General features: G+C 51.6%; 18 protein-coding genes. 13 read left to right on the forward strand and 5 right to left on the reverse strand.

All coding sequences use genetic code 11. From position 1 onward, the window contains the following. Nucleotides 1-4: 4 nt before the first annotated feature. The 12 genes from rfbA (at nucleotide 5) to QN370_RS17015 (ending at nucleotide 13337) form a co-directional block, all read left to right on the forward strand. Nucleotides 5-892, forward strand: a complete 888-nt coding sequence (rfbA, locus tag QN370_RS16960; RefSeq protein WP_322128746.1) for a glucose-1-phosphate thymidylyltransferase RfbA — start codon at nucleotides 5-7, stop codon at nucleotides 890-892. Continuing rightward, a complete protein-coding gene (gene rfbC, locus QN370_RS16965) occupies nucleotides 889-1431 on the forward strand; it encodes a dTDP-4-dehydrorhamnose 3,5-epimerase (RefSeq protein WP_322128745.1) in 543 nt (180 codons plus the stop codon). The genes rfbA and rfbC overlap by 4 nt, the downstream gene beginning before the upstream one ends. Before the next feature lie 477 nt (nucleotides 1432-1908). Further along, nucleotides 1909-2703, forward strand: a complete 795-nt coding sequence (locus QN370_RS16970) for an ABC transporter permease (protein ID WP_323581753.1) — start codon at nucleotides 1909-1911, stop codon at nucleotides 2701-2703. A 13-nt stretch (nucleotides 2704-2716) separates the two neighbouring features. Next, complete coding sequence (locus QN370_RS16975) at nucleotides 2717-3460, forward strand: ABC transporter ATP-binding protein (RefSeq protein ID WP_322128743.1); 744 nt, start codon at nucleotides 2717-2719, stop codon at nucleotides 3458-3460. Between the two features lie 14 nt (nucleotides 3461-3474). Next, nucleotides 3475-4494 (forward strand): glycosyltransferase family A protein, encoded by a 1020-nt coding sequence (locus tag QN370_RS16980; protein ID WP_322128742.1) that lies wholly within the window; start codon nucleotides 3475-3477, stop codon nucleotides 4492-4494. 1024 nt (nucleotides 4495-5518) lie between these two features. Further along, the gene (locus tag QN370_RS16985; RefSeq protein ID WP_322128741.1) at nucleotides 5519-6418 is read left to right on the forward strand and encodes a glycosyltransferase family 2 protein; all 900 of its coding nucleotides are present in this window, start codon (nucleotides 5519-5521) and stop codon (nucleotides 6416-6418) included. 184 nt (nucleotides 6419-6602) lie between these two features. Next, nucleotides 6603-7607, forward strand: coding sequence for a glycosyltransferase family 2 protein (locus tag QN370_RS16990; RefSeq protein WP_322128740.1), 1005 nt, complete (start codon nucleotides 6603-6605; stop codon nucleotides 7605-7607). Then, complete coding sequence (locus QN370_RS16995; RefSeq protein WP_323581754.1) at nucleotides 7604-8497, forward strand: glycosyltransferase family 2 protein; 894 nt, start codon at nucleotides 7604-7606, stop codon at nucleotides 8495-8497. Before QN370_RS16990 ends, QN370_RS16995 begins: the two co-directional genes overlap by 4 nt. Continuing rightward, nucleotides 8490-9404, forward strand: coding sequence for an NAD-dependent epimerase/dehydratase family protein (locus QN370_RS17000; RefSeq protein ID WP_322128738.1), 915 nt, complete (start codon nucleotides 8490-8492; stop codon nucleotides 9402-9404). The genes QN370_RS16995 and QN370_RS17000 overlap by 8 nt, the downstream gene beginning before the upstream one ends. 211 nt (nucleotides 9405-9615) lie before the next feature. Further along, on the forward strand, nucleotides 9616-10176 hold the full coding sequence (locus tag QN370_RS17005) for a sugar transferase (RefSeq protein ID WP_322129196.1): 561 nt from the start codon (nucleotides 9616-9618) through the stop codon (nucleotides 10174-10176). Between the two features lie 104 nt (nucleotides 10177-10280). Continuing rightward, nucleotides 10281-12203 carry a nucleoside-diphosphate sugar epimerase/dehydratase gene (locus QN370_RS17010; protein WP_323581755.1) on the forward strand — a complete coding sequence of 641 codons (1923 nt, stop codon included), beginning with the start codon at nucleotides 10281-10283 and terminating at the stop codon, nucleotides 12201-12203. A gap of 228 nt (nucleotides 12204-12431) precedes the next feature. Then, nucleotides 12432-13337 carry a GGDEF domain-containing protein gene (locus tag QN370_RS17015; RefSeq protein ID WP_322128736.1) on the forward strand — a complete coding sequence of 302 codons (906 nt, stop codon included), beginning with the start codon at nucleotides 12432-12434 and terminating at the stop codon, nucleotides 13335-13337. Between the two features lie 18 nt (nucleotides 13338-13355). On the opposite strand, the gene QN370_RS17020 is transcribed toward QN370_RS17015, so the two are convergent. The 4 genes from QN370_RS17020 to QN370_RS17035 all read right to left on the reverse strand — a co-directional run bounded on the left by QN370_RS17020 (nucleotide 13356) and on the right by QN370_RS17035 (nucleotide 17415). Beyond that, on the reverse strand, nucleotides 13356-14183 hold the full coding sequence (locus tag QN370_RS17020; protein WP_322129195.1) for a sulfurtransferase: 828 nt from the start codon (nucleotides 14181-14183) through the stop codon (nucleotides 13356-13358). A gap of 274 nt (nucleotides 14184-14457) precedes the next feature. After that, entirely contained in the window at nucleotides 14458-14874 is a 417-nt protein-coding gene (locus QN370_RS17025; protein WP_322128735.1) for a type II toxin-antitoxin system VapC family toxin, read from the reverse strand. Further along, entirely contained in the window at nucleotides 14871-15125 is a 255-nt protein-coding gene (locus tag QN370_RS17030) for a FitA-like ribbon-helix-helix domain-containing protein (RefSeq protein WP_322128734.1), read from the reverse strand. Before QN370_RS17030 ends, QN370_RS17025 begins: the two co-directional genes overlap by 4 nt. 265 nt (nucleotides 15126-15390) lie before the next feature. Continuing rightward, nucleotides 15391-17415 carry a hypothetical protein gene (locus QN370_RS17035; protein WP_322128733.1) on the reverse strand — a complete coding sequence of 675 codons (2025 nt, stop codon included), beginning with the start codon at nucleotides 17413-17415 and terminating at the stop codon, nucleotides 15391-15393. A 144-nt stretch (nucleotides 17416-17559) separates the two neighbouring features. Between QN370_RS17035 and dnaE the strand changes: the two genes are divergently transcribed. Then, nucleotides 17560-21012, forward strand: coding sequence for a DNA polymerase III subunit alpha (gene dnaE, locus QN370_RS17040; protein WP_322128732.1), 3453 nt, complete (start codon nucleotides 17560-17562; stop codon nucleotides 21010-21012). Nucleotides 21013-21016: 4 nt separating this feature from the next. Here dnaE and QN370_RS17045 read toward each other — a convergent pair whose 3' ends face one another. Next, nucleotides 21017-21736, reverse strand: a complete 720-nt coding sequence (locus QN370_RS17045; protein WP_322128731.1) for a hypothetical protein — start codon at nucleotides 21734-21736, stop codon at nucleotides 21017-21019. Nucleotides 21737-21834 lie beyond the last annotated feature (98 nt).

Raw genomic sequence — 21834 nt, forward strand, 5'->3', positions numbered from 1 at the left:
CACCATGACACAACGCAAAGGCATCATCCTCGCTGGCGGTTCCGGCACCCGTTTGTATCCGGTGACCAAAGTCGTCTCCAAGCAATTGCTGCCTATCTACGACAAGCCGATGATTTATTACCCGCTCAGCACCCTGATGCTGGCAGGTATCCGCGACATCCTGATCATCTCGACACCGCAAGACACGCCACGCTTCGAGCAATTGCTCGGCGACGGCAGCGCCTGGGGCCTCAATCTTCAGTATGCGGTGCAGCCGAGTCCGGATGGTCTCGCGCAAGCCTTCATCATCGGCAAGGACTTCATCGGCGATGCGCCTAGCGCACTGGTCCTTGGCGACAACATTTTTTACGGCCACGACTTGCACAAGCAGCTGGAGCAAGCCGATGCCCGCACCAGCGGCGCGACCGTCTTCGCGTATCACGTCCAGGATCCCGAGCGCTATGGCGTCGTTGATTTCGATGCGCAAGGGCATGCCACCAGCCTCGAAGAAAAGCCCGCTAATCCAAAAAGCAATTACGCCGTCACCGGCCTGTACTTTTATGACAATCAGGTCGCCAGTATTGCGGCAGACCTGAAGCCGTCGGCGCGTGGCGAGCTGGAAATCACCGACCTCAACCGCGTCTATCTCGAGCGCAAGCAGCTCGATGTCGAAATCATGGGGCGGGGCTATGCGTGGCTGGATACCGGCACCCATGAAAGCTTGATCGAGGCTAGCAACTTCATTCAGACCATTGAGCATCGGCAGGGCCTCAAAGTATGCTGCCCGGAAGAGATCGCCTATCACAAGGGATTCATCGACGCGGCACAACTGGAAAAGCTGGCGCAGCCGCTGGCAAAAAATGGCTACGGCCAGTATTTGCTGCGCTTGTTGAAAGAAGGGACCATCCGTTGAACATCATCGCAACCAGCATTCCCGACGTCCTGATCATCGAACCCAAGGTGTTCGGTGACGAGCGCGGCTTCTTTTTTGAGAGCTTCAATAGCCGCCAGTTCAACGAGGCGGTGGGACGTGACGTGCAATTCGTCCAGGACAACCATTCGCGTTCGGCGAAGAATGTCTTGCGCGGATTGCATTACCAGATCCAGCAGCCACAGGGCAAGCTGGTGCGGGCGGTGCAAGGTACGGTCTTTGACGTCGCGGTCGATATCCGCAAAAGCTCACCGACCTTCGGGCAGCATGTTGGCGTTGAATTGTCGGCGGAGAATAAACGCATGCTGTGGATTCCGGAAGGCTTTGCGCATGGCTTTGTGGTGCTGTCGGAGACGGCGGAGTTTCTTTACAAGACGACTGATTATTGGGCACCGGAGTTTGAGCGGAGTATTGCGTGGAATGATCCAACGATCGGCATTGAATGGCCAATTGAAGGTGTGCCGGCTTTGTCCGCAAAAGACCAGCAAGGAAGGTTGTTAGACGAACACTCTTTCAAATAATAGCGCTCCTTATATTCTTTGATCGACGCAATTCAATAGAGGGATCAAAAAAATAGTTTTTATTTGAAGAATATTTTTTTCCTGAAATTTATCGAGATTGATGAGATTTTCACATGTTGTTACCTTAGTCTAGTGGCTGACATTAATTAGGTCGAAATTACTATAAAAATTGTATCGATTGTTTAGAAATTAATATGTGGAAGCCGTTAAATATTTTTATATTTTATAAGAGGCATCGATTATTACAGATACTAAAAATTTAAGTCTTGCTAAAATATTAAATTATTAAGAAAAATAAATTTCTTATTTCTTAACGTTAGATCATTTTTAGTATAAATAATAATTATGCTATTCTTAAACAAAAAGCCTAAAAATTTAACGTTAAATTATTAACTTAATTTTAGTATTTAATGCTTTTTAGTAGGCTTGTCTTTTATGAGAACGCTGATTAATGATATTTGAACGACTGGATTAAAATTGAATAATTTAATATGTGCATTTGATGACGTTACCAAAAGCTTAGTTAGAAACCAGCTTTTCTTCATGTTGGGATGGCAGGACGTCAAGCAGCGATACAAAAGATCAAAAGTAGGACCTTTTTGGCTCACCATAAGTATGGGAGTAATGATTCTTACAATTGGGTTGGTTTTTGGACGTATTTTTAAAACACCAATTACAGAATTTCTCCCTTTTTTGACTTTGGGGTTAATGCTATGGGGATTCATATTTAGTTGTATTACCGAGGGTTGTACATCATTCATTTCCTCAGCAGCCATTATTAAACAATTATCAGTACCTTTGCCAATTCATGTCTTTAGAGTCATCTGGCGTAACGGAGTAATTTTAGGACATAATTTAATAATTCTTCCACTTGTCTATGGAATTTTTATGAAGCCTGTATATCCTATTGCTTTACTTAGTTTGCTAGGAATACTTTTGCTAGTGTTAAATGTAACGTGGATGGCACTATTGCTTGGGGTAATGAGTTCTCGATTTCGCGATATTCCCCAATTAGTCCAAAATTTATTCCAAGTTATTTTTTACTTAACGCCAATTATTTGGATGCCACACTTATTACCAGCTAGAGCTAGCACCTTGATGTTGGATTGGAATCCCTTTTATCACATGTTAGAAATTGTTCGCTCGCCCTTACTTGGGATAGCTCCGAGCGCCACTAGCTGGTTAGTTAGCATAGCCATTGCGATCATTGGTTGGCTTGTTTCTTTGTCAGTCTACGGTATTTGCAGAAATAAAATCGCCTATTGGCTATAAGAGTAAAAATAAAATGGCAAATATAAAACTAGAAAATGCTTCTGTAGAGTTTGAAATCTATGAGGCTCAAAGTAGATCATTGAAACAACACCTTATTAAATCCGTAACTGGAGGGAGGGTGGACTCTAATACAAATCAGCGAGTGGTCGTAAAGTCGCTTTTTAACGTTACTTTTTCAATCCAAAGTGGTGAAAGGGTTGCACTAATAGGCCCTAATGGAGCAGGAAAAAGTACTTTGCTTAGAGTCTTGGCAGGTGTTTATATCCCATCTGCTGGTGAAGCTGTCATTAATGGACGAATATCTTCGTTAATTGATATATCACTTGGTATGGATCATGAATCGACTGGGCGTGAAAATATTTTTATACGCGGTGCTTTACTTGGTCAAAATAAAAAAGAAATCAAACAGAATATAGATGAAGTAATTGAGTTCTCTGAATTAGGACAGTTTATTGATCTTCCTATACGAACTTATTCAAGCGGCATGAACATGCGCTTGGCATTTGCTATTTCCACAGTTTTACAGCCCGAAATCCTTTTGATGGATGAATGGTTATCAGTAGGTGACGAGCAATTTAATAAAAAAGCGGAAGCAAGAATGAGTTCTTTGGTTCAGAAAGCCGAAATTTTGATTTTGGCTAGTCACTCATTTGAATTAATTAGAAAAACATGCAATAGGGCATTGCTTTTAATGCACGGCTCCATAGTATTTGATGGCGGAGTTGAAGATGCCATTAATTTATACCATCAGATTTGAAATAATCGAAAAAAATGAAAAACATTTTATCAAAAAAGACAGTAGCTGTTATTATTCCATTTTATAATGGAGCCAGCTTTATTGAGCGTGCACTAATTAGCGTTATGTCGCAAACGATTTCCGCCGACGAGATTATTGTAGTTAATGACGGCTCTAGAGCGGAAGAACAAGAAAGTCTTTATCAGTTACAAGACAAATACCATTTTAAAATTATAGATAAAGAAAATGGCGGCCAAGGATCTGCGCGTAACATCGGTGTTGCGGCTTGCAATAGTGAATATATTTCTTTCCTTGATCAAGATGACTTTTACCTTGATTATCACATTGAAATATTACTTGAAGGTATACCGTTGAACGACAATCGACTTGGTTTCGTTTATGGTGATCTGCACGAGGCTGATGGCGAGGGCAATATAGTGCGCACAAGTATGGTAAAAGATCATTCTGTGCATCCTAAACGATCAATCTTTGACTTACTGCGCAATGACATGTTTGTTCTACCTTCGGCTTCGCTCATCAGCGTAAAAGCATTCAATGCGATTGGTGGCTTTGATACTCAATTTACTGGCTACGAAGATGACGACTTGTTCATGAGACTTTTTAGAAAAGGATATAGTAATTATTTCGTCGATAAACCAGTAACTGTTTGGTGTATTCACATGGCAAGTACATCTTATGGAATTAAAATGATTCGTAGTCGGTATCGGTATTTTGAGAAGCTTATTCCAATGTTTCCGAATGAGGTAGAAAGAGTTCGTTACTATTTTCGAGATTGTCTGATGCCTCGCTTCGGAAATCTGTTCATTTTGGATGCTGTTAAAGCCGTAAGGGTTAATTCTGAGCATCGAGATGAAATTAATTCTATTTTGATTAAATATTCAAAAAGGGTTGCTGAAGACCGCTTCGTTTCAATAAGAGTTAAAATTAAGTTATGGATACTGATTATATTACTAACAAAAATGCCTTATTGGGTGATCAAATTGTTGATTAAAGTGAGGCGTTTACCGTTTTTGAATAGAATTATTCGGCTTTAATTCTACATAAGAAGTACTTTGAACTAAGGATGAAATAATTGTATATATTGGAAAGTTTTTTATTACGGTTTTAATTTTGCTGTTTTGATGGAGCGAACATCCAGTTTTTCATAAATTTGTAACGGAGTCCGCTACGAAAAAAAGATTGCCATTGGATTTCCGCCTTTAATACAACATCTCTAAAAGTATTTGGAGCGATTGCGCTATATAAGTTTTAATCCAAAAATTTACTGCTCCAAATTTTTCTTTATCAATGACCTCAACAAGAAATTATTTCTGTTTCTTAGAATAAAATATCACATGTAATATTTATTTAGTAGTTATTCTAAGGCTACAAATAATTACTATGAAATTTGTGCGCTATTTTTCAATATCACTTGATACTGATAAATTTGTCCTGAAATTCTACGTATTGCCGATGTCGTAATACTCATATTTACCAATTCAGATTGGATTTGAACGATTGCACCAACGAACTTAAATGTGCTGCGATTGGTAGTCACCCCATGATATTTGTCGACCCCAGTTATCCTCCTTCTGAAAAAGGCCGCATTTGCGAGCAGAGTTATTTCGAATCACTCTAAAACTAGAGATCAATCTCCTTGTGACTCTCGCACATTATTATTTAATGCCATGAATTCTGAAAAACTTGCATTGGTACTTCCCCACTTACATTTATAAAATAAGAAATAATATTTTGCTAGATGCTAAAAAATCTTTAATTCTGGTAAATCTACACTAGTACTCAAGGTAAATTGGGAGGTGTAGTCCAAGCAAATTTGGAATCACGTTATTACAGTTTTCTTAATTCTAGGAAGTCGTAGTCATTATTTGATCAATGATAAGAACGTTGATACATTATTGCGAGAATTTTGCATTATATTATGCTGGATAATGTAAGTTTGAATCGGCGTAGAGCACCATAAATAGAATCGATATTTTTTAATCTCAGCAAGGTCTTAGAATTTCAGTCACGATCAAATTTTTTTAAAACGACTTGTAAATATTGCCAAAAATATTGTCATTGAACACTAAAAATATATTCGCAATTATCATTACATACAATCCGGACCTAAAAACCCTAGGTGAACTGGTTGAACGTCTTCGTCCGCAGGTTGGGCATGTTCTTATTGTGGATAATGGTTCAGATATTGATATTCAGACTTGGCAATGTGGTGCTCAAGATCTGCAGTACGTTGAAATTCTGAAGTTGGGCCAAAATCTGGGGATTGCTGTTGGCCATAACAAAGGGATTCAAGCAGCTAAAAGAACTAACGCTCGCTACGTGCTACTGATGGATCAAGATAGCGTTCCCGAGCACAATATGGTCAAGGAATTGCTGTCAAAATTAGTGTCACTTCCTAATGTTGCCGCAGTGGGGGCGCGATATTTACTCGACAGGCCCACTCAAGTTTCACCCTTCGTTCGAACCAGGGGATTGTCCAGAGACCGATTGCTCTGTGGCGCAGGAACGGATGCCGTGCAGGTCGATTTCCTTATTTCATCAGGCTGTCTGATTTCCATTGCAACACTCGATATTGTCGGCGAAATGCGCGAAGATCTTTTTATTGATTATGTTGATGTGGAATGGGGTTTGCGTGCAAATCATTGTGGATTAAACAGTTACGGTGTCTGTTCGGCCGCGATGCGACATAGTCTTGGGGACGCTCCCCAAACGGTATTTGGAAAGTCGATTGGTACACACAGCCCGTTACGTCATTATTATTATGTAAGAAATGCGTTGCTTTTATATCGTGAATCGTGGATTCCATTTAATTGGAAGGTTGCGGACGGATGGCGTCTGTGCCTGAGAGCTATTGTTTATATGTTGTTTTCAAAACCTCATCGAGCCAACTTTCGGATGATTCCCCTTGCGATATTACATGGGTTGTCAGGGCGATCCGGAAAAATGTCTGATGATTAATTCTGGTGATATGTAAATGCAGCCTCTAAAAAAAGTATATGATTTTATTTTATAGTTATTTGTTTTTCGTAATTATTCGGATTATGGGCGATGCATATTTCTTTTCATTACGAACGATTAGCTCGGGGCCTAGGGGAAGCCTGCGAGTACGGGGCGTGTGCGCAGATACCGTGTGGGTAATTGCTTGAGCGGTCAGGTACGAACTAACTGGCCCAAAGTCGCCGTGATCATCGTCAACTGGAATGGTGCCGCGTTCCTCGAACGCTGTGTGCACGCATTGCTCAATCAGACCGTCGCACCCCACGAAATCATCGTGCTCGACAACGCGAGTTCAGATGAGTCCAATGAAATCATTGAGCGCTTTGCGTCGGTACGTCTGATCCGTTCTGCTCAGAATACTGGTTTTGCGCGTGGCAACAACCTTGCCATCCTTTCTGCCGATGTGGCATCTGAATGGATTGCCCTGCTCAACCCCGACGCCTTCGCCGACCCCGTCTGGCTGGAGTCGTTGCTGCTCGCCACCGAGCGTCGCCCCGAATTCAGTGCATTTGGCAGCAAATTAGTTAACGGTCGTAATCCTTTGCTGCTTGATGGCATCGGTGATGCCTATCATCCGAGCGGACGGGTCTGGCGCAACGGACATGGTGTCGCAGTTTCTGGCGTTGACGATCAGGAATGCGAAATTTTTTCAGCGTGTGCAGCTGCTTGCCTGTATCGACGTGATGCTATTGATGCGCTAGGCGGTTTTGACGAGGACTATTTCTGTTATGTCGAAGACGTTGATCTCGGATTTCGTCTTCGGCTCGCAGGACACCGATGCCTGTACGTCCCGCAATCGGTCGTATTGCACCTCGGCTCAGCTACTACCGGCGGGCAGGATAGCGATTTTGCGGTTTATCATGGGCATCGAAATTTGGTCTGGACGTTCATCAAAAACATGCCGGGTGCCTTGTTTTGGTTATTGTTACCGCTGCATCTGCTGCTCAATGTCGCGAGCATCCTGTTGTTCAGTCTGCGTGGTCGGGGTGCGTTGATCTTGCGTGCCAAGTACCACGCTTTACTGGGCGTGCGCGGAATGTGGCGCAAGCGCCGGCACATTCAACGCAATCGGGTCGCTTCGCTCGCACAAATCTGGCACCTGCTGGATAAGCGCTGGCCCACCAAAGGCCACGGCCATAAAAAATCATGACAGCCACCATTTCGACCATCATCGTCAATTACAACGCCGGTGCCTATCTGCGCGCGTGTATCGATTCGCTACTCGCTTGTCCGCTGGAGATCGACATCATCGTCGTCGACAATGCCTCGGCCGATGATAGTCTGGCTGCGCTGGAGGGACTGCCGCACGTGCAGATCATACGCAACGAGCGCAACCTCGGCTTCGCGGCAGCCTGCAACATTGGTGCACGGACGGCAGTGGCTCCTTACCTCTTGTTTCTGAACCCTGATTGTTATTTCGTACCAGGAACGTTGTCGATACTGCTGGATGCATTGCGCGCAGATGGCCAGGCCGGGATGGTAGGTGGCTTGCTGATCAATTCTGACGGCAGCGAACAACCAGGCGGTCGACGCGCCATTCCGACGCCATGGCGTTCCTTCGTTCGCGCTTTCGGCTTGAACCGTTTCGCCGATCGCTGGCCAAAGCTGTTTTTTGACTTTCATTTGCACAAGCAGCCGCTACCGGCTCGCCCGGTGGAAGTGGAGGCTATTTCCGGTGCTTGCATGCTGGTCAGCCGCGAAGCAGTACAGCAGGTCGGCCTGTGGGATGACGCCTATTTTTTGCATTGTGAGGATCTCGATTGGTGCATGCGCTTTCGCCAGAAGGGCTGGAAGATTCTTTTTGTTCCAACAGCAAAAATGAGTCATGCGCTTGGCGTATGTAGCAGTAGTCGTCCCCTCTTTGTCGAATGGCACAAGCACAAAGGCATGATGCGTTTCTATCGTAAATTTTTTCGGCATCAGTACCCGTTCTTGCTCATGGGACTGGTAGCCGTCGGCGTCTGGTTGCGATTCGCACTGGTTGCCGCGAGTCATTTATTTAAACGAATGTGCCGTTCTTTGAAAGCGGACCATGGCTGATTGGCAAATTAATGATGCTGTTGGTCTGTTCGGTGCGACCAGTCTCGTGGGTGCGTGCCTGTTGCCGCTGCTGAAACAAAGCGCCATCCCGGTTAGGGCCTATACCAGGCAAGCAGCGAGACCGGCCGAAGAGGGAATTGAGTGGCAGCAACTTCAGTCTGCATCATCGTTGCAACGTTACCGTGAGGGTGATAGTGAGATACCACTCTGGATTTGTGCAGCGCCGATCTGGGTCCTCCCTGATTATTTTGATTTACTTGTTTCATACGGGGTGCGGCGGATCGTCGTAGTGTCCTCAACGAGCCGTTTCACGAAAAATACGTCGACGGATCGTCATGACCAGGCAGTCGCACACCGACTGGCACAGGCGGAGGAAAGCGTGCAGCAATGGGCACAATGCAATCAGGTGGAGTGGATCATCTTGCGTCCAACATTGATTTACGGCTTGAACCGGGACAAAAATATTGCTGAAATTGCTCGCTTTATTCGCCGGTTTGCATTTTTTCCTGTATTTGGACAAGCGCAAGGACTGCGTCAGCCATTACATGTCGCTGATTTAGCGAAAGCTTGTTTGTTGGCATTGGGCACAAAGGGTGTCACCAATCGCCCCTACGATATTTCGGGCGGAGAAACTTTGACATATCGCGCGATGGTGAGGCGCATTTTTTTAAGGATGGACAGGACGCCGCGTTTAATCACCATTCCGCTTTGGATGTTTAGTGCTGCGCTGTATCTTCTCAATCGGATTCCACGCTATCAAAACTGGTCAGTCGGAATGGCAGAGAGAATGAATCAGGATATGGTTTTTGATAATAGTGATGCCATACGGGACTTTGGATTTTCACCACGAAATTTTTTAATTTCAGACAAAGGGATGAGCGATGTCGGAGACAATTTATCCTGGTGACCGTGACAGTTATGAAATATCTGGTGTGATGAGAAATAAACCGATGTGCTCGACTTCTTTGAGTGGACGGTAAGCTTGGTTTAGTTTTGGAAAAAGTGCTTCAAACATTCCGCTTAGTACAGAAATGCGACTTATCGAGATTGATGCTATCTGTTTTTGCGATATCCTCGTCAGTACTTTTTAATGCCGTTATTTGATGATTTATTTATTCATGAAAAGAGTATCTGACTTCGGTTTGTCTATATTTGCATTATTTGTTTTTCTATTTCCTGCCCTTTTCCTGGCGGGTTTTATAAAAGCAACATCAACTGGTCCCATTTTTTACTGGTCCGATCGCGTCGGCCGCCACAACAAAATCTTCCGCATGCCAAAATTCCGCACCATGCGGGTGGGCACGCCCGCAGTCGCGACTCACCTGCTGACTGATCCCGATCAATTTCTGACGCCCATTGGTTCCTTCTTGCGCAAGTCCAGTCTCGATGAATTACCCCAGCTGTGGAGTATCCTTGTCGGCGACATGAGTTTTGTCGGCCCCCGTCCGGCCTTGTTCAATCAACTTGACCTCATCGCGTTACGGACCGAGCAGGGCGTCGACAAGATAGTGCCGGGGCTAACGGGCTGGGCACAGATTAACGGACGGGATGAATTACCCATTCCTGAAAAAGTGATGCTCGACAAGTTTTATCTGACTCATCAATCATTCCAGTTTGACCTGATGATTATTTTTCGGACTTTTTTGAAAGTAATTTGCAAAGATGGTGTTACGCATTGATGAAACTGCTAGCCTGAATCTCGAAACGGGTGTGATCGTTATTTAGTCGAACCAAATACTTTTTGCAGGTCAATGCTTGCTGTCAATTTTCCGGGTTGCTCTCCATGATGAAGCTGTCTGATTTCTCTCGTCTGAAAAAAAAAATCCTGTTCGTTCTGGTCGATTTATTGTGTTTGCCGCTGACCTTTTGTCTGGCGATCTGGCTGCGCTACGATAGTTTTTCGATGGCAGTGGTGCAGCCTTATCTTTGGCTGATCGTGCTCGCCCCCCTTGTTTCTGTCCCGATTTTCATCAAGCTAGGTCTCTACCGTGCCGTGATCCGCTTCATCGACCATCGCATCATGTATGCCGTGGCCGTTGGCGTGACGCTCTCGGTGATTATTTTGATCATGCTGGTGGTGTTCACAACCGGTATGAACGGCATCTCACGCGGCGTGTTTGGCATCTACTGGATTGCTACGATCATGTACGTTGCCGCTGTACGTTTTTTGGCGCGAAGCTATTTTGTGCTGGTCAGTGGTGTTGCTGGCGGCTTGCGAGTCGCAATTTATGGCGCTGGATCGGCTGGCAACCAGTTGGCAATTGCGTTGGCGAATTCAAACGAATATCGTCCCGTCGCATTCATCGACGACAAAAAAGAACTGCAAGGTTCGACGGTCGCCGGGATTCGCGTCTATGCGCCAGAATCGTTGCCAGGATTGGTCGCTGATAAGGAAATCACGAAGATATTGTTGGCGATGCCCTCCCTGTCAAAGGGCAATCAGCGCCGTATCCTTGACAAACTGGAACCGCTGAAAATAAAGACGCTGGTGACGCCTCCGTTCAAAAGCCTGATTAGCGGCCTCGCCCAGGTGCAGGATGTGCGCGAAATCGAAATCGAGGATTTGCTCGGTCGTGACGCCGTCGAGCCCATGCAGGAACTCATGGCGAAATGCATCACCGATAAGTCCGTCATGGTCACCGGCGCGGGGGGCACGATCGGGTCCGAGTTGTGTCGCCAGATTCTCAGGCAGCAGCCTTCACGGCTGATTTTGTTCGAGCTTTCCGAGTTCGCGTTGTACACCATTGAGCAGGAATTGAACGCGATCAAGAAATCACTGGGGAGTGGTGTTGAGGTGATTCCCTTTCTGGGGTCGGTGCTTGACGCTGCCAAGTCCCTGCAGATAATGCGCACTTACGGTGTGCAGACCGTGTATCACGCTGCTGCCTATAAACATGTGCCGCTGGTCGAGCACAATCCGATCGAGGGCATCCGCAACAATGTGTTCGGTACCTTGCACCTCGCGCGCACGGCGATGGCTGCGGGCGTGTCGCATTTTGTGTTGATTTCTACTGATAAGGCAGTGCGTCCGACCAATGTCATGGGCGCGACCAAGCGACTGGCTGAGCTGATCCTGCAGGCATTTTCTCGCACGCAAGACAAGACGCGATTTTGCATGGTGCGCTTTGGTAACGTGCTGGGTTCGTCCGGGTCGGTGGTGCCGCTATTCCGTCGGCAAATTCTGCATGGCGGACCCGTGACCATTACGCATCCTGATATCACCCGCTATTTCATGACCATTACCGAAGCTGCGCAACTGGTGCTGCAGGCCGGTGCCATCGGCGAGGGTGGGGATGTATTCGTGCTCGACATGGGTGATCCTGTGAAAATCGTGGACCTGGCCAAGCGTATGGTGCATCTGAGCGGGCTCGAAGTACGTAGCGAAGACGCACCCGGCGGGACGATTCAGATTGAGTTTGTCGGGTTGCGCCCTGGTGAAAAGCTGTATGAGGAATTACTGATCAACGATAACGTGATCGGGACCGGCCATCCATTGATCATGCGGGCACAAGAGGCCGAGTTGCCATGGGCTGAGTTGCAGGTGGCACTGACCAGGCTCGACACCGCCTGCATGCAATGTGATCACGAAGCCGTGCGCGCGCTGCTGCTGCAGATCGTGCGTGAATATGCGCCGCAGTGCGGCATTGTTGATTTCGTGTGGAGTGCGCAGAATAAGGTTGAGCGGAAGATTCGTGCGGTGAAATAGAGCGAGCCGCTGGCAGGGTGGGAACAAGATGCGGGGCCGTGCGCTGCTTGGCGATGATCACGTGCATCCATGACCACGTGCCGCAGTCAGATCATTCTGTGCAATGCCCTGCGGTTATTGCACCCTACCATTTAACAGGCAAACCGATTTCATATTCTTTAAACAATTGACACTTCTCCATCCTGTCCCGGCTACAATCTTCCTTCTCGGAAATTACTGCTTGCGATCATGATGCCGTCCACACTCTCGATACCCAACGCCCGCTTCACGCATTCCTCGCCTGAGGCGGATGACGCTGGCAAGCCTGGCTTGCGACACAGTGACGCGCTGGCATTGTTGTCTCAGCAGGGCTTGACCGACGTGATCGCGCTCGCGCTAGCAGTGACGGGTGCCGCAACTGCACAGTTGCTCTTGCAGCAAGATGATGTGCCGCCCGAAATGCCACCGGCTCTGTTCCTTATTGCCACGGAGTTGCTGCTCGATGCCGACGGCCAGCCAACCGGTCACTTGGTAATTTTCGATCACGTTGAGAGACAACTGTCTGCCTCGCAACAAGCTAACTTCGCCGCGCTAGCCCGCCAGGTTAGCCAACACATCACGTCCCGGCGTGCCGTTCTTCTGCTCGAAGCGTCCTTGCAACGTCTCGAAATCATCAGCTCTACTGACGCCCTGACCGGTCTGCAAAACCGCCGCTCGTTCGAGCAGCGCATCCGCCAGGAGTTTGCGCGGGCGCGACGCTATGACCTGGCGTTGTCGTTCCTGATGCTGGATGTGGATTTTTTCAAGCATTTCAATGATCTGCACGGCCATCAGGCCGGCGACCGGATGTTGTACCGGGTGGCGCAGACACTGCGTCAGAATCTGCGCGGGCAGGATACGCTGGCGCGTTTTGGCGGCGAAGAATTTGTCGTTGTCCTGCCCAATACCGGGCGCAATGGTGCACTGGTGCTGGCCGAACGGTACCGGCTTGCCATCGAGTCGCTGGGTGTGGCTGAAGTCACCGTCAGCATTGGCGTGGCGACGCTGGAGGCGACGATGCAGGGGCCGGATGAGTTGGTCAACGCGGCTGATCGCGCGTTGTATCGTGCCAAGGGCAGCGGTCGCAACAAGGTGGTCGAAGCACCGTTGAACTAGCCTGTCCTTACCTTGCTGTCAGCAATGCGGGCAACGCTCTCCCGCCACGAAATCTGCCGATAATTGTTCGCGCGGTGACACCTGCGCGGTACACGCCGGGCATTGCACCGGCAGAGACGGTGCCAGTTGCGCATTGAGCGCCGTACGCTGGTCGAACACAAAGCAATCGCCGTGGTAATGCGCGCCGCCGACTTCCTCGAAATATTTCAGAATACCGCCATCGAGCTGGTAGACGCTGTCAAAGCCAACTTCCTGCATGTGGATCGCGGCTTTTTCGCAGCGGATGCCGCCGGTGCAAAAGGTCACGATGGTTTTGCCGGCCAGGGCGTCGCGGTGGCTGGCAACGACCTCGGGAAATTCGCTGAACTTGTCGATGCGGTAGTCGATAGTCTGGTCGAAGGTGCCGACATCGACTTCAAAGGCATTGCGGGTGTCGAGCATCACCACTGGTTTGCCGCTGTCGTCATGGCCCTGATCGAGCCAGCGTTTCAAGGTGGCGGGCACGACGGATGGGGCGCGGCCTTTTTCTGGCTGGATCAGCGGCATTTTCATCGTGATGATCTCGGCCTTGAGCTTGACCAGCATTTTGTGGAACGGTTGTTCCGCTGACGCGCTTTCCTTGATCTCGATATCGGCAAACCGCACATCGGCGCGCAGCCAGAGTACGAAGGTGTCAATCGCTGCGCGCGTACCGGCCAAAAACAGGTTGATGCCCTCGGGCGTGAGCAGGATGGTGCCTTTGAGTGCCAGCGCATTGCATTGATCGAGGAAGCGCGGCTTGTCGGCAATGGTGTCGGCGATGCTGATGAATTTGTAGGCAGCGATGTTGATGATGGAAGAAGGCATGGCGGGAAGGCGACGGGATGGTAAGGTCGTCATTATAAATGCTGGTGTTGGGGGGTGGCGGCCATACACTCGTTCGATCGTCCGCCGGAATCAACTCGTAGGGTGCAATAACCAAAGGGCATTGCACCGAGTGCCTTGTTTGCGATCATTAAAAAGCTCTGCACTTTGCGACGCCCAAACCGGGAGCGGATCAACAACAGAATCGGCTGCCGTACGTGGTGCACGCGGTGCAATGCCCTTCGGTTATTGCACCCACCATGCTTGCTGGACTTCTCTACGCTTTCCACGGATTAATTACGGTCACGCCTGCTGCCTCAAAAGGGGCCGTATCACGTGACGCCACGATGAATCCCCTCGAGGCTGCGATCGCAGCAATGTAGCCGTCTGGAGTTGGAAATCCTCGTCCGGCGAGCTTGGCTGTGACGGCCAGTTCTGCATAGCGCCGCGCTGCATCGGTGTCAAATGGCAAAATCCGATCCCTGAATAGTCCCATTAAGCTGTCAAGTGTCTGTCCCAACATGTTTTTGCGCTTGCCAGCTGGCAGGGCTCCGATGCCGAATAGCAGTTCGGCCAGCGTCACGCTGGACAAATACAGCGTTTCGGCGGCTTGATTATTGAGCCAGGCTCGCACGACCGGGTGCGGCTCGGGTTTCATCGCCTCGGAAACGACGTTGGTATCGAGAACGATCATTCAAACTTCAGCGGCTCGGCCGGTGCTTTGTTTCTCACTTGCTCGAAGACCTCAAAATCCTCGTTCGTCAGGCCGATCTTGCGACTCATTGCTGCAAGGGCGTCACCCAGGCAAACGCGCGCCTCTGGTTTGACTGCGAGCGCCAAGATCTCACGGACTTCGGCCTCGGTGCTGTGCCCATGTTGCGCTGCGCGTGCCCGCAGCGCGCGATGCACGTCGTCGGGCAGATTTCGTACTGTCAGCATCGCCATCGCATCACCTTATAAATTGCACTCGATGAAGTCATCATAGCGAGATGAATGCATCGTCGCAAGAGGCGGCGCCACGTCGGAAAACAGGTGTTGTCCGACACGCTGTACTGCCGCACCAATGCGCAAAATACACCGCGCGCACCCCTGTCATGGCAAGAAAAATTCTGCCTGTTTGTGCTTGCCACCCCTGTTACATAGTCATTTCGGTGCAATGCCCTTCGCATATTGCGCCCCACCTCTTGCCAGAAGTGACGCGCGCCAGTAATCACGGCAACGTGCGCGGCACCACCAGGTTGGGTTGTGTAATCGTCAGGTCCCATTGCGACATCGTGGTTTCCAGCGAGACCAGCGCGATCGGGGCTTCGGTCAGAATCAGACTATCCAGACGCGCCTGCGCTGCTTCGCGCTTGCTGCGATCACTGATGTGGGACATGGCGTCGTGCATTACCGCCAGAATCATGTCGCGCTGTAACGCAGGGTTCGTCAGGTGCGTGGCGGCCGTCTCGAAGACCGACTCTGCCTCCATCACTTGCAGCACGCCGCGCCGTAAGGCCGGCTCCAGCTGCGGGTTGCCAAGATGCGATGCCCAGGTCTCGAGCAATAGCTGGCGCGCCTTGTCTGCCGGATATTCCGGCAACGATCTCTGTTGCCAGGCAACCCAGTAGCGGACTGCCAGAGCGAGGTTGGCCGGGTCCGTGTCGACAAGCATGTTGACCGTGTTCATCAGGACCTTGACCTTGATGCGGACGGTTGCGTCATCGAAGCGGTCATCAATGACTTTGAGCAGTCGTTGTTCCTGCTCGACGCGATCTGGCGGGGAGGGCTGCCGGGAGTGCAGCTCGGCGAAATGTGTCAGTGCCTGCGCGATGACATGCATGCAGGCGTGCTGCAGATATCCCTCGACGCTGTCCCGTGCACCGGTGCGTTGGGATCGGGGCGGGAGCGAGCGTCGTTGACTGGCTGGAAAGTCGCGCTGCTGTGCGCGGGTCAGGGCGATTTGCATGGCATTGATAAGCGACTGCGGCGCACGGATGGTCGAAAAACTGCCTTGTCCTGGCGACTGGTACAAGAGGTTGGGACCGTGCGTGCTGGTATCCCACAACATCGGTTTGGCTCGCGATGTCACCGTCGCCGTGTAGTCGACCGTGGCAATACCAAGGCCTTTCATTTCGGTATGCGTTGTTGTTTTTGTGACGGATGCCAGATGGCATCGATCCGGCGCTTTATTCGCCCCTTCCAGCGCGAGTTGGGACGCTTCGCTGAGGGTGGCAGCCCGGGTGGCAGCGCGGGCCAGCGCCAGGGCCTTGTTTTTTGCCCAGTTTCGTTGGCTGATCGTCCCGGTGTTGCTCATATGGATGACGGGAGGCAGCTCGGTCAACGTGGCGTTTATGCCGACATGGTTGGCCGAGTGGTAAAGGATTTTTTCTGTCAGGTCGCGTTCCACCGCAGCCATCTCGCGTTGCCGCGACTCCGTGGACAAGTGCGCGGGCAGTTGGTAGTAGTGCAGCAATCCGTGTTCGATCAGCATTTGATCCAGCAGGTCGGATCGGAGGCCGTGATGTTGCCGGTATTTTTCGATGAAAATTTGCTGCAACGTATTCACACCACATTCTTGATTCAGCCGTTGCCGCATGATGGACAGATGATGCAGGTTGAAATCTCGCGGTGTCGGTGCATCGGGATGGGTGCTCTCGACGATTTTATCGGGCTTGAATTGCGAATCACTGAGCAGGCAGCTGGACGGAAAAATCGTCCACGGATCAATGACCACGGCGTCAGAAGCATCGGGGTAAAGGACGGCGAAGACGTGGTCTGCGGTGTGATTGGCCAACACGGCCACCGGCAATCCTAGTGATCGGGCAATCGCAAAAGTAACGTCGGCGTGTTCCCGGCAATTGCCGCCACCGGCGATCAGCGCACTGCTGGCACTCCACGATATGCCGGGATGGAGTTTGGCCAGAGTTTGTGCGGCATCAGTGACTGGCCGGTTGAATCCGTTTGAATGCATGAGCTGCAAGCGCTGGTTTCCGGCCCCTTGCGGGAGCAGGTAGCGTACCGTCCGTGCGATGGTTTTACCTTGGACCAGACGCTGGAGGGTGGTGTCACTGACCTGCTTGATTTCCTGCGCGCCAGCACGATGTAGCGCGGACGGAATCTCTACTTCCGGTTCGGCACTGGCTGCGGCGATGTAGTCGTCAAGCATCTGGCGGTGAATGGTCTGTGCATCCGGATCAGGGTGCGCAGCGATGTCGTGGCGGATGCGGTTGAGATGATGGGTATAGCGCTGCATGAGATAGGTTCTTTGTCAGGGGGAGGCGGTGCCCAAGGGTTGGCGGTCGGGTGCGACGTCACTCTGTGGAGCAAGCCGCCCGATAGTTCCATCGCTGCGCACCGTCGACCCATTCCTGCCGGTGACGGCGGTAGAATACGTCCCATGACTTCACCGCAATGTACCCACCTCCGCCTCCATTCCGAATACTCGATCGTCGATGGCCTGATCCGCATCGATGACGTGGTCGATGCCGCCGCCGCCGATGGTCAGCCGTCGCTGGCCATTACCGATCTGGCCAATTTGTTCGGCATGGTCAAATTCTATAAAGCTGCCCGCAAGAAGGGTGTCAAACCGATCATCGGTTGCGATGTCTGGATCACCAATGACGACGAGCGCGACAAGCCGTCACGCCTGTTGCTGCTGGCAAAAAATGCCGCTGGCTACCTGCAATTATGCGAACTGATTTCGCAAGCGTGGCTGTCCAACCTGCATCGCGGTCGCGCTGAAATCCGCACCGAATGGCTGGAAAAACTCAGTCCGGCCAATGGCCTGATTGCGCTGGCTGGCGCGCACTTTGGTGATGTCGGCATCGCCATCGAGAACGGTAATCTGGCCGCCGCCGAACGCAATGCGCAACGCTGGGCCAGTATTTTTCCCGGCCATTTTTATATCGAAATCCAGCGTGCCGGTCAGCCCAATCAGGAGGCGCAAGTGCGTCAGCTAGTGGCGCTTGCAGCACGTCTGCAATTGCCTGTGGTGGCGACCCATCCGATCCAGTTTCTGACCAAGGAAGAATTCATTGCGCATGAAGCGCGCACCTGTATTTCGGAAGGCGAGATGCTGGCCAATGCGCGCCGCGTCAAGCGTTTCAATGATCGCCAGTGCTTCATCACGCAAGCCGAGATGGCCGAGCTGTTCGCCGATTTGCCCGCCGCGCTGCACAACTCCAATGAAATCGCCAAGCGCTGCAACCTGACGCTGCAACTCGGCAAGCCGCGACTGCCGGATTTCCCGACACCTGAAGGCATGACCGTCGGCGACTTCCTCGTGGCCGAGGCGCGCAGCGGGCTGGAGCGCCGCTTGCTGCAGCTGTATCCGGACGAGTCCAAGCGCGAAGCGCAGCGCCAGCGTTACGCCGATCGGCTCGACTTTGAAACCAACACCATCATCAAGATGGGCTTTCCCGGTTACTTCCTGATCGTGGCGGACTTCATCCAGTGGGCCAAGAACAATGGCGTACCGGTCGGACCGGGCCGGGGTTCAGGAGCCGGTTCGCTGGTGGCGTATTCACTGAGCATTACCGACCTCGATCCGCTCGCATACAACTTGCTGTTCGAGCGCTTCCTCAATCCGGAACGGGTCTCGATGCCCGACTTCGACATCGACTTTTGTCAGGAAGGCCGCGACCGCGTGATCCAGTACGTCAAGGATCGCTATGGCAAGGAAGCCGTGTCGCAGATCGCCACGTTCGGGACAATGGCGGCCAAGGGTGCGATTCGTGATGTCGGCCGCGTGCTCGACATGGGCTACAACTTTTGCGATGGCATCTCGAAGCTGATCCCGTTCAAGCCGGGCAAGCAGGTGACGATTGCCGATGCGATTCTGGAAGAACCGCTGCTGGCCGAACGCCAGGAAAACGAAGACGAAGTCCGTCAGTTGCTGGAGTTGGCGCAAAAGGTCGAAGGCATTGCGCGCAACATCGGCATGCATGCCGGTGGCGTCGTCATCGCACCGGGCAAGCTGACCGACTTCTGTCCGCTGTACACGCAGGGCGGTGACGCCGGCGTGGTCTCGCAATACGACAAGGACGATGTCGAAGCCGTCGGTCTGGTGAAGTTCGACTTTTTGGGATTGACCACGCTGACGATTCTTGATTGGGCGGTGCGCTATATCAAGCGACTCGATCCGGCGATGGCCGATTTCAGTCTCGAGAAATTGCCGCTCGACGACAAGGCCTCGTATGACTTGCTGACCAAGGCCAAAACCGTCGCGGTATTCCAGCTCGAAAGCCGCGGCATGCAAGGCATGCTGAAAGACGCGCGGCCCGACCGCTTCGAGGACATCATCGCGCTGGTGGCGCTGTACCGGCCGGGACCGATGGACTTGATCCCGGACTTTTGCCGACGCAAGCATGGCGAACGGTTCGATTATCCCGACCCGCGCACCGAAGGCATCCTGTCCGAAACCTACGGCATCATGGTGTATCAGGAGCAGGTGATGCAGATGGCGCAGGTGGTCGGCGGGTACTCGCTGGGCGGCGCCGACTTGCTGCGTCGCGCGATGGGTAAAAAGAAGGCCGAGGAAATGGCCGAGCACCGGCAGATTTTCCGTGATGGTGCGGCCAAGGATGGTTTGTCGGAAGCCAAGGCTGACGAGATTTTTGACTTGATGGAAAAGTTCGCCGGCTACGGATTCAACAAATCCCATGCCGCCGCCTACGCGCTGCTGGCTTATCACACCGCGTATCTGAAAGCCCATCATCCGGCGGCATTCATGGCGGCCAACTTGTCGCTGGCGATGGACGATACCGAAAAAATCCGCATTCTCGTCGAGGACGTCATTGATGTCTGCGCGATGACCTTGCTGCCGCCGGACATCAATCAATCCGATTACCGTTTCACGCCGGTCGGCGAACCGGGCAAACGCGCCAAGCAAATCCGCTACGGACTCGGTGCAGTCAAGGGTTCGGGGCAGGGCGCGATCGAAGCGATTGTCGCGGCCCGTGCCAGTGGACCGTTCACCGACCTGTTCGATTTTGCCAAGCGGGTCGACAAGCGCCAGGTCAACCGGCGCACCGTCGATTCGCTGATCCGGGCCGGTGCCTTCGATTGTTTCGAGGTCGATCGCGCCGTCTTGCTGGCCTCGGTCGCGCTGGCGCTGGAAGCGGCCGAGCAGCATGAAGCCTCGATCAATCAGGTCAGCCTGTTTGGTGGCGACGACAGCGATCTGGATACGCAACCGGAATACGTCAAGGTGGCACCCTGGTCCGACAAGCAGCGCCTGACCGAAGAAAAAATCGCCCTCGGATTTTACCTGTCGGGCCACCTGTTCACCTCGTATGCCGAAGAAGTCCGGCGCTTCGCCCGCACCAAATTATCGAGTCTGGAACCGTCACGCGATGCACGCATGATGGCCGGCATCATCGTGTCGCTGCGGGTGCAAATGACCCAGCGCGGCAAGATGGTGATCGTCACGCTCGACGACGCCAGCGCCACCGTCGACGTCACGGTCTACAGTGAAATCTACGACGCCAACAAGCGGCTGTTCAAGGAAGACGAGTTTCTGTGCGTCTCCGGCAAGGTATCGGAAGACCGCTTCTCGGGCGGCTTGCGCATCACCGCCGAGAAGGTCATGGACATCGCCGCCGCGCGCATTCAGTACGGCAAGCAGATCACGCTGACGCACTCGGGCAAGCTTGATGCGGCGCAGATCAAGACCCTGCTGACGCCGTATCGTTCGGAAACCGGATTGCCATTCCTGTTGCGCTACGCGCAGGAAGGCGCGGCGTGCGAGTTGCGTCTGGCCGATGAATGGAAAGTCTTGCCGGCCGATGGCTTGAAGCAGGCGCTGTCCGACAAGATGGGCAAGGATTGCGTGGAGTTTGAGTATTTTTGACGGGTCAGGTGGTGCCAGGACGTGAGCGGTAGCCATCGGGGAAGTTCAACGCCTCGCTGGCGATGACCCCTTCTTCGGCGGCCTGAATGATCCGCCTTGGCGTCGTAATGGTGGAGAAATGGCTACCGTCATTGGCCGTGTACCGAATATTGCCGGATGGAAGTCGTTCGTCGCACAAGCCTGGTATTGCCCTTGCCGATAGGTAGGCCGTGAACTTGAGATTCTCGGAAGGAGAGATGGCGACACTGCTGGTACAGGCGTATTGCCGTGCGGCGCAGCGGTCAGGGGCGTGCAGGGATTCTTCGTTGACCACCGTCTGCAACAGGTCGAGCGTGGGCCTGGTGGCAGCCTGCGCTAGTCGCGTTAGCTCCTGTCTTTGCGGGCTGTCGCTGTTTCGATAGATGCTGGCAAGTGGTTCTTGTTGCGGTGCGTTGAAGAGGATGGTGCGCTGTGCGGTGCTGCTGATCGCATTGACGGAATCTTCCAGCAATACTTGCGATAGCCGACGCCTTCGTTGATCGGCCGTGATCAACCCATCGAATTTTTCCGGGTTGTTGACTTCCCACTGTTCAAGCATGGCGTGCAGGATCGGCTCGGGTCCCAGCGCGCTTTCAAGTTGCTGTTGTAGTCGCTGCACCATCGGAAGGTTGAGAGTGCTGGTATGCGCTGTGCCGGGGTGATGGCGACGTAATGGCTTGGCGTTCTTGAAGGACGAATCGCCCATCAGGCAACTCCCCGGAAAGGTCTGTAGTGGTCAAGTTATTTCGGACACCCCAATGGAAGTATTTCTGCCATTTTCCGTTCAAAGACGGAGGGCGACAG

The sequence above is a fragment of the Actimicrobium sp. CCI2.3 genome (assembly GCF_035019065.1).
Classification (GTDB): Bacteria; Pseudomonadota; Gammaproteobacteria; order Burkholderiales; family Burkholderiaceae_D; genus Actimicrobium.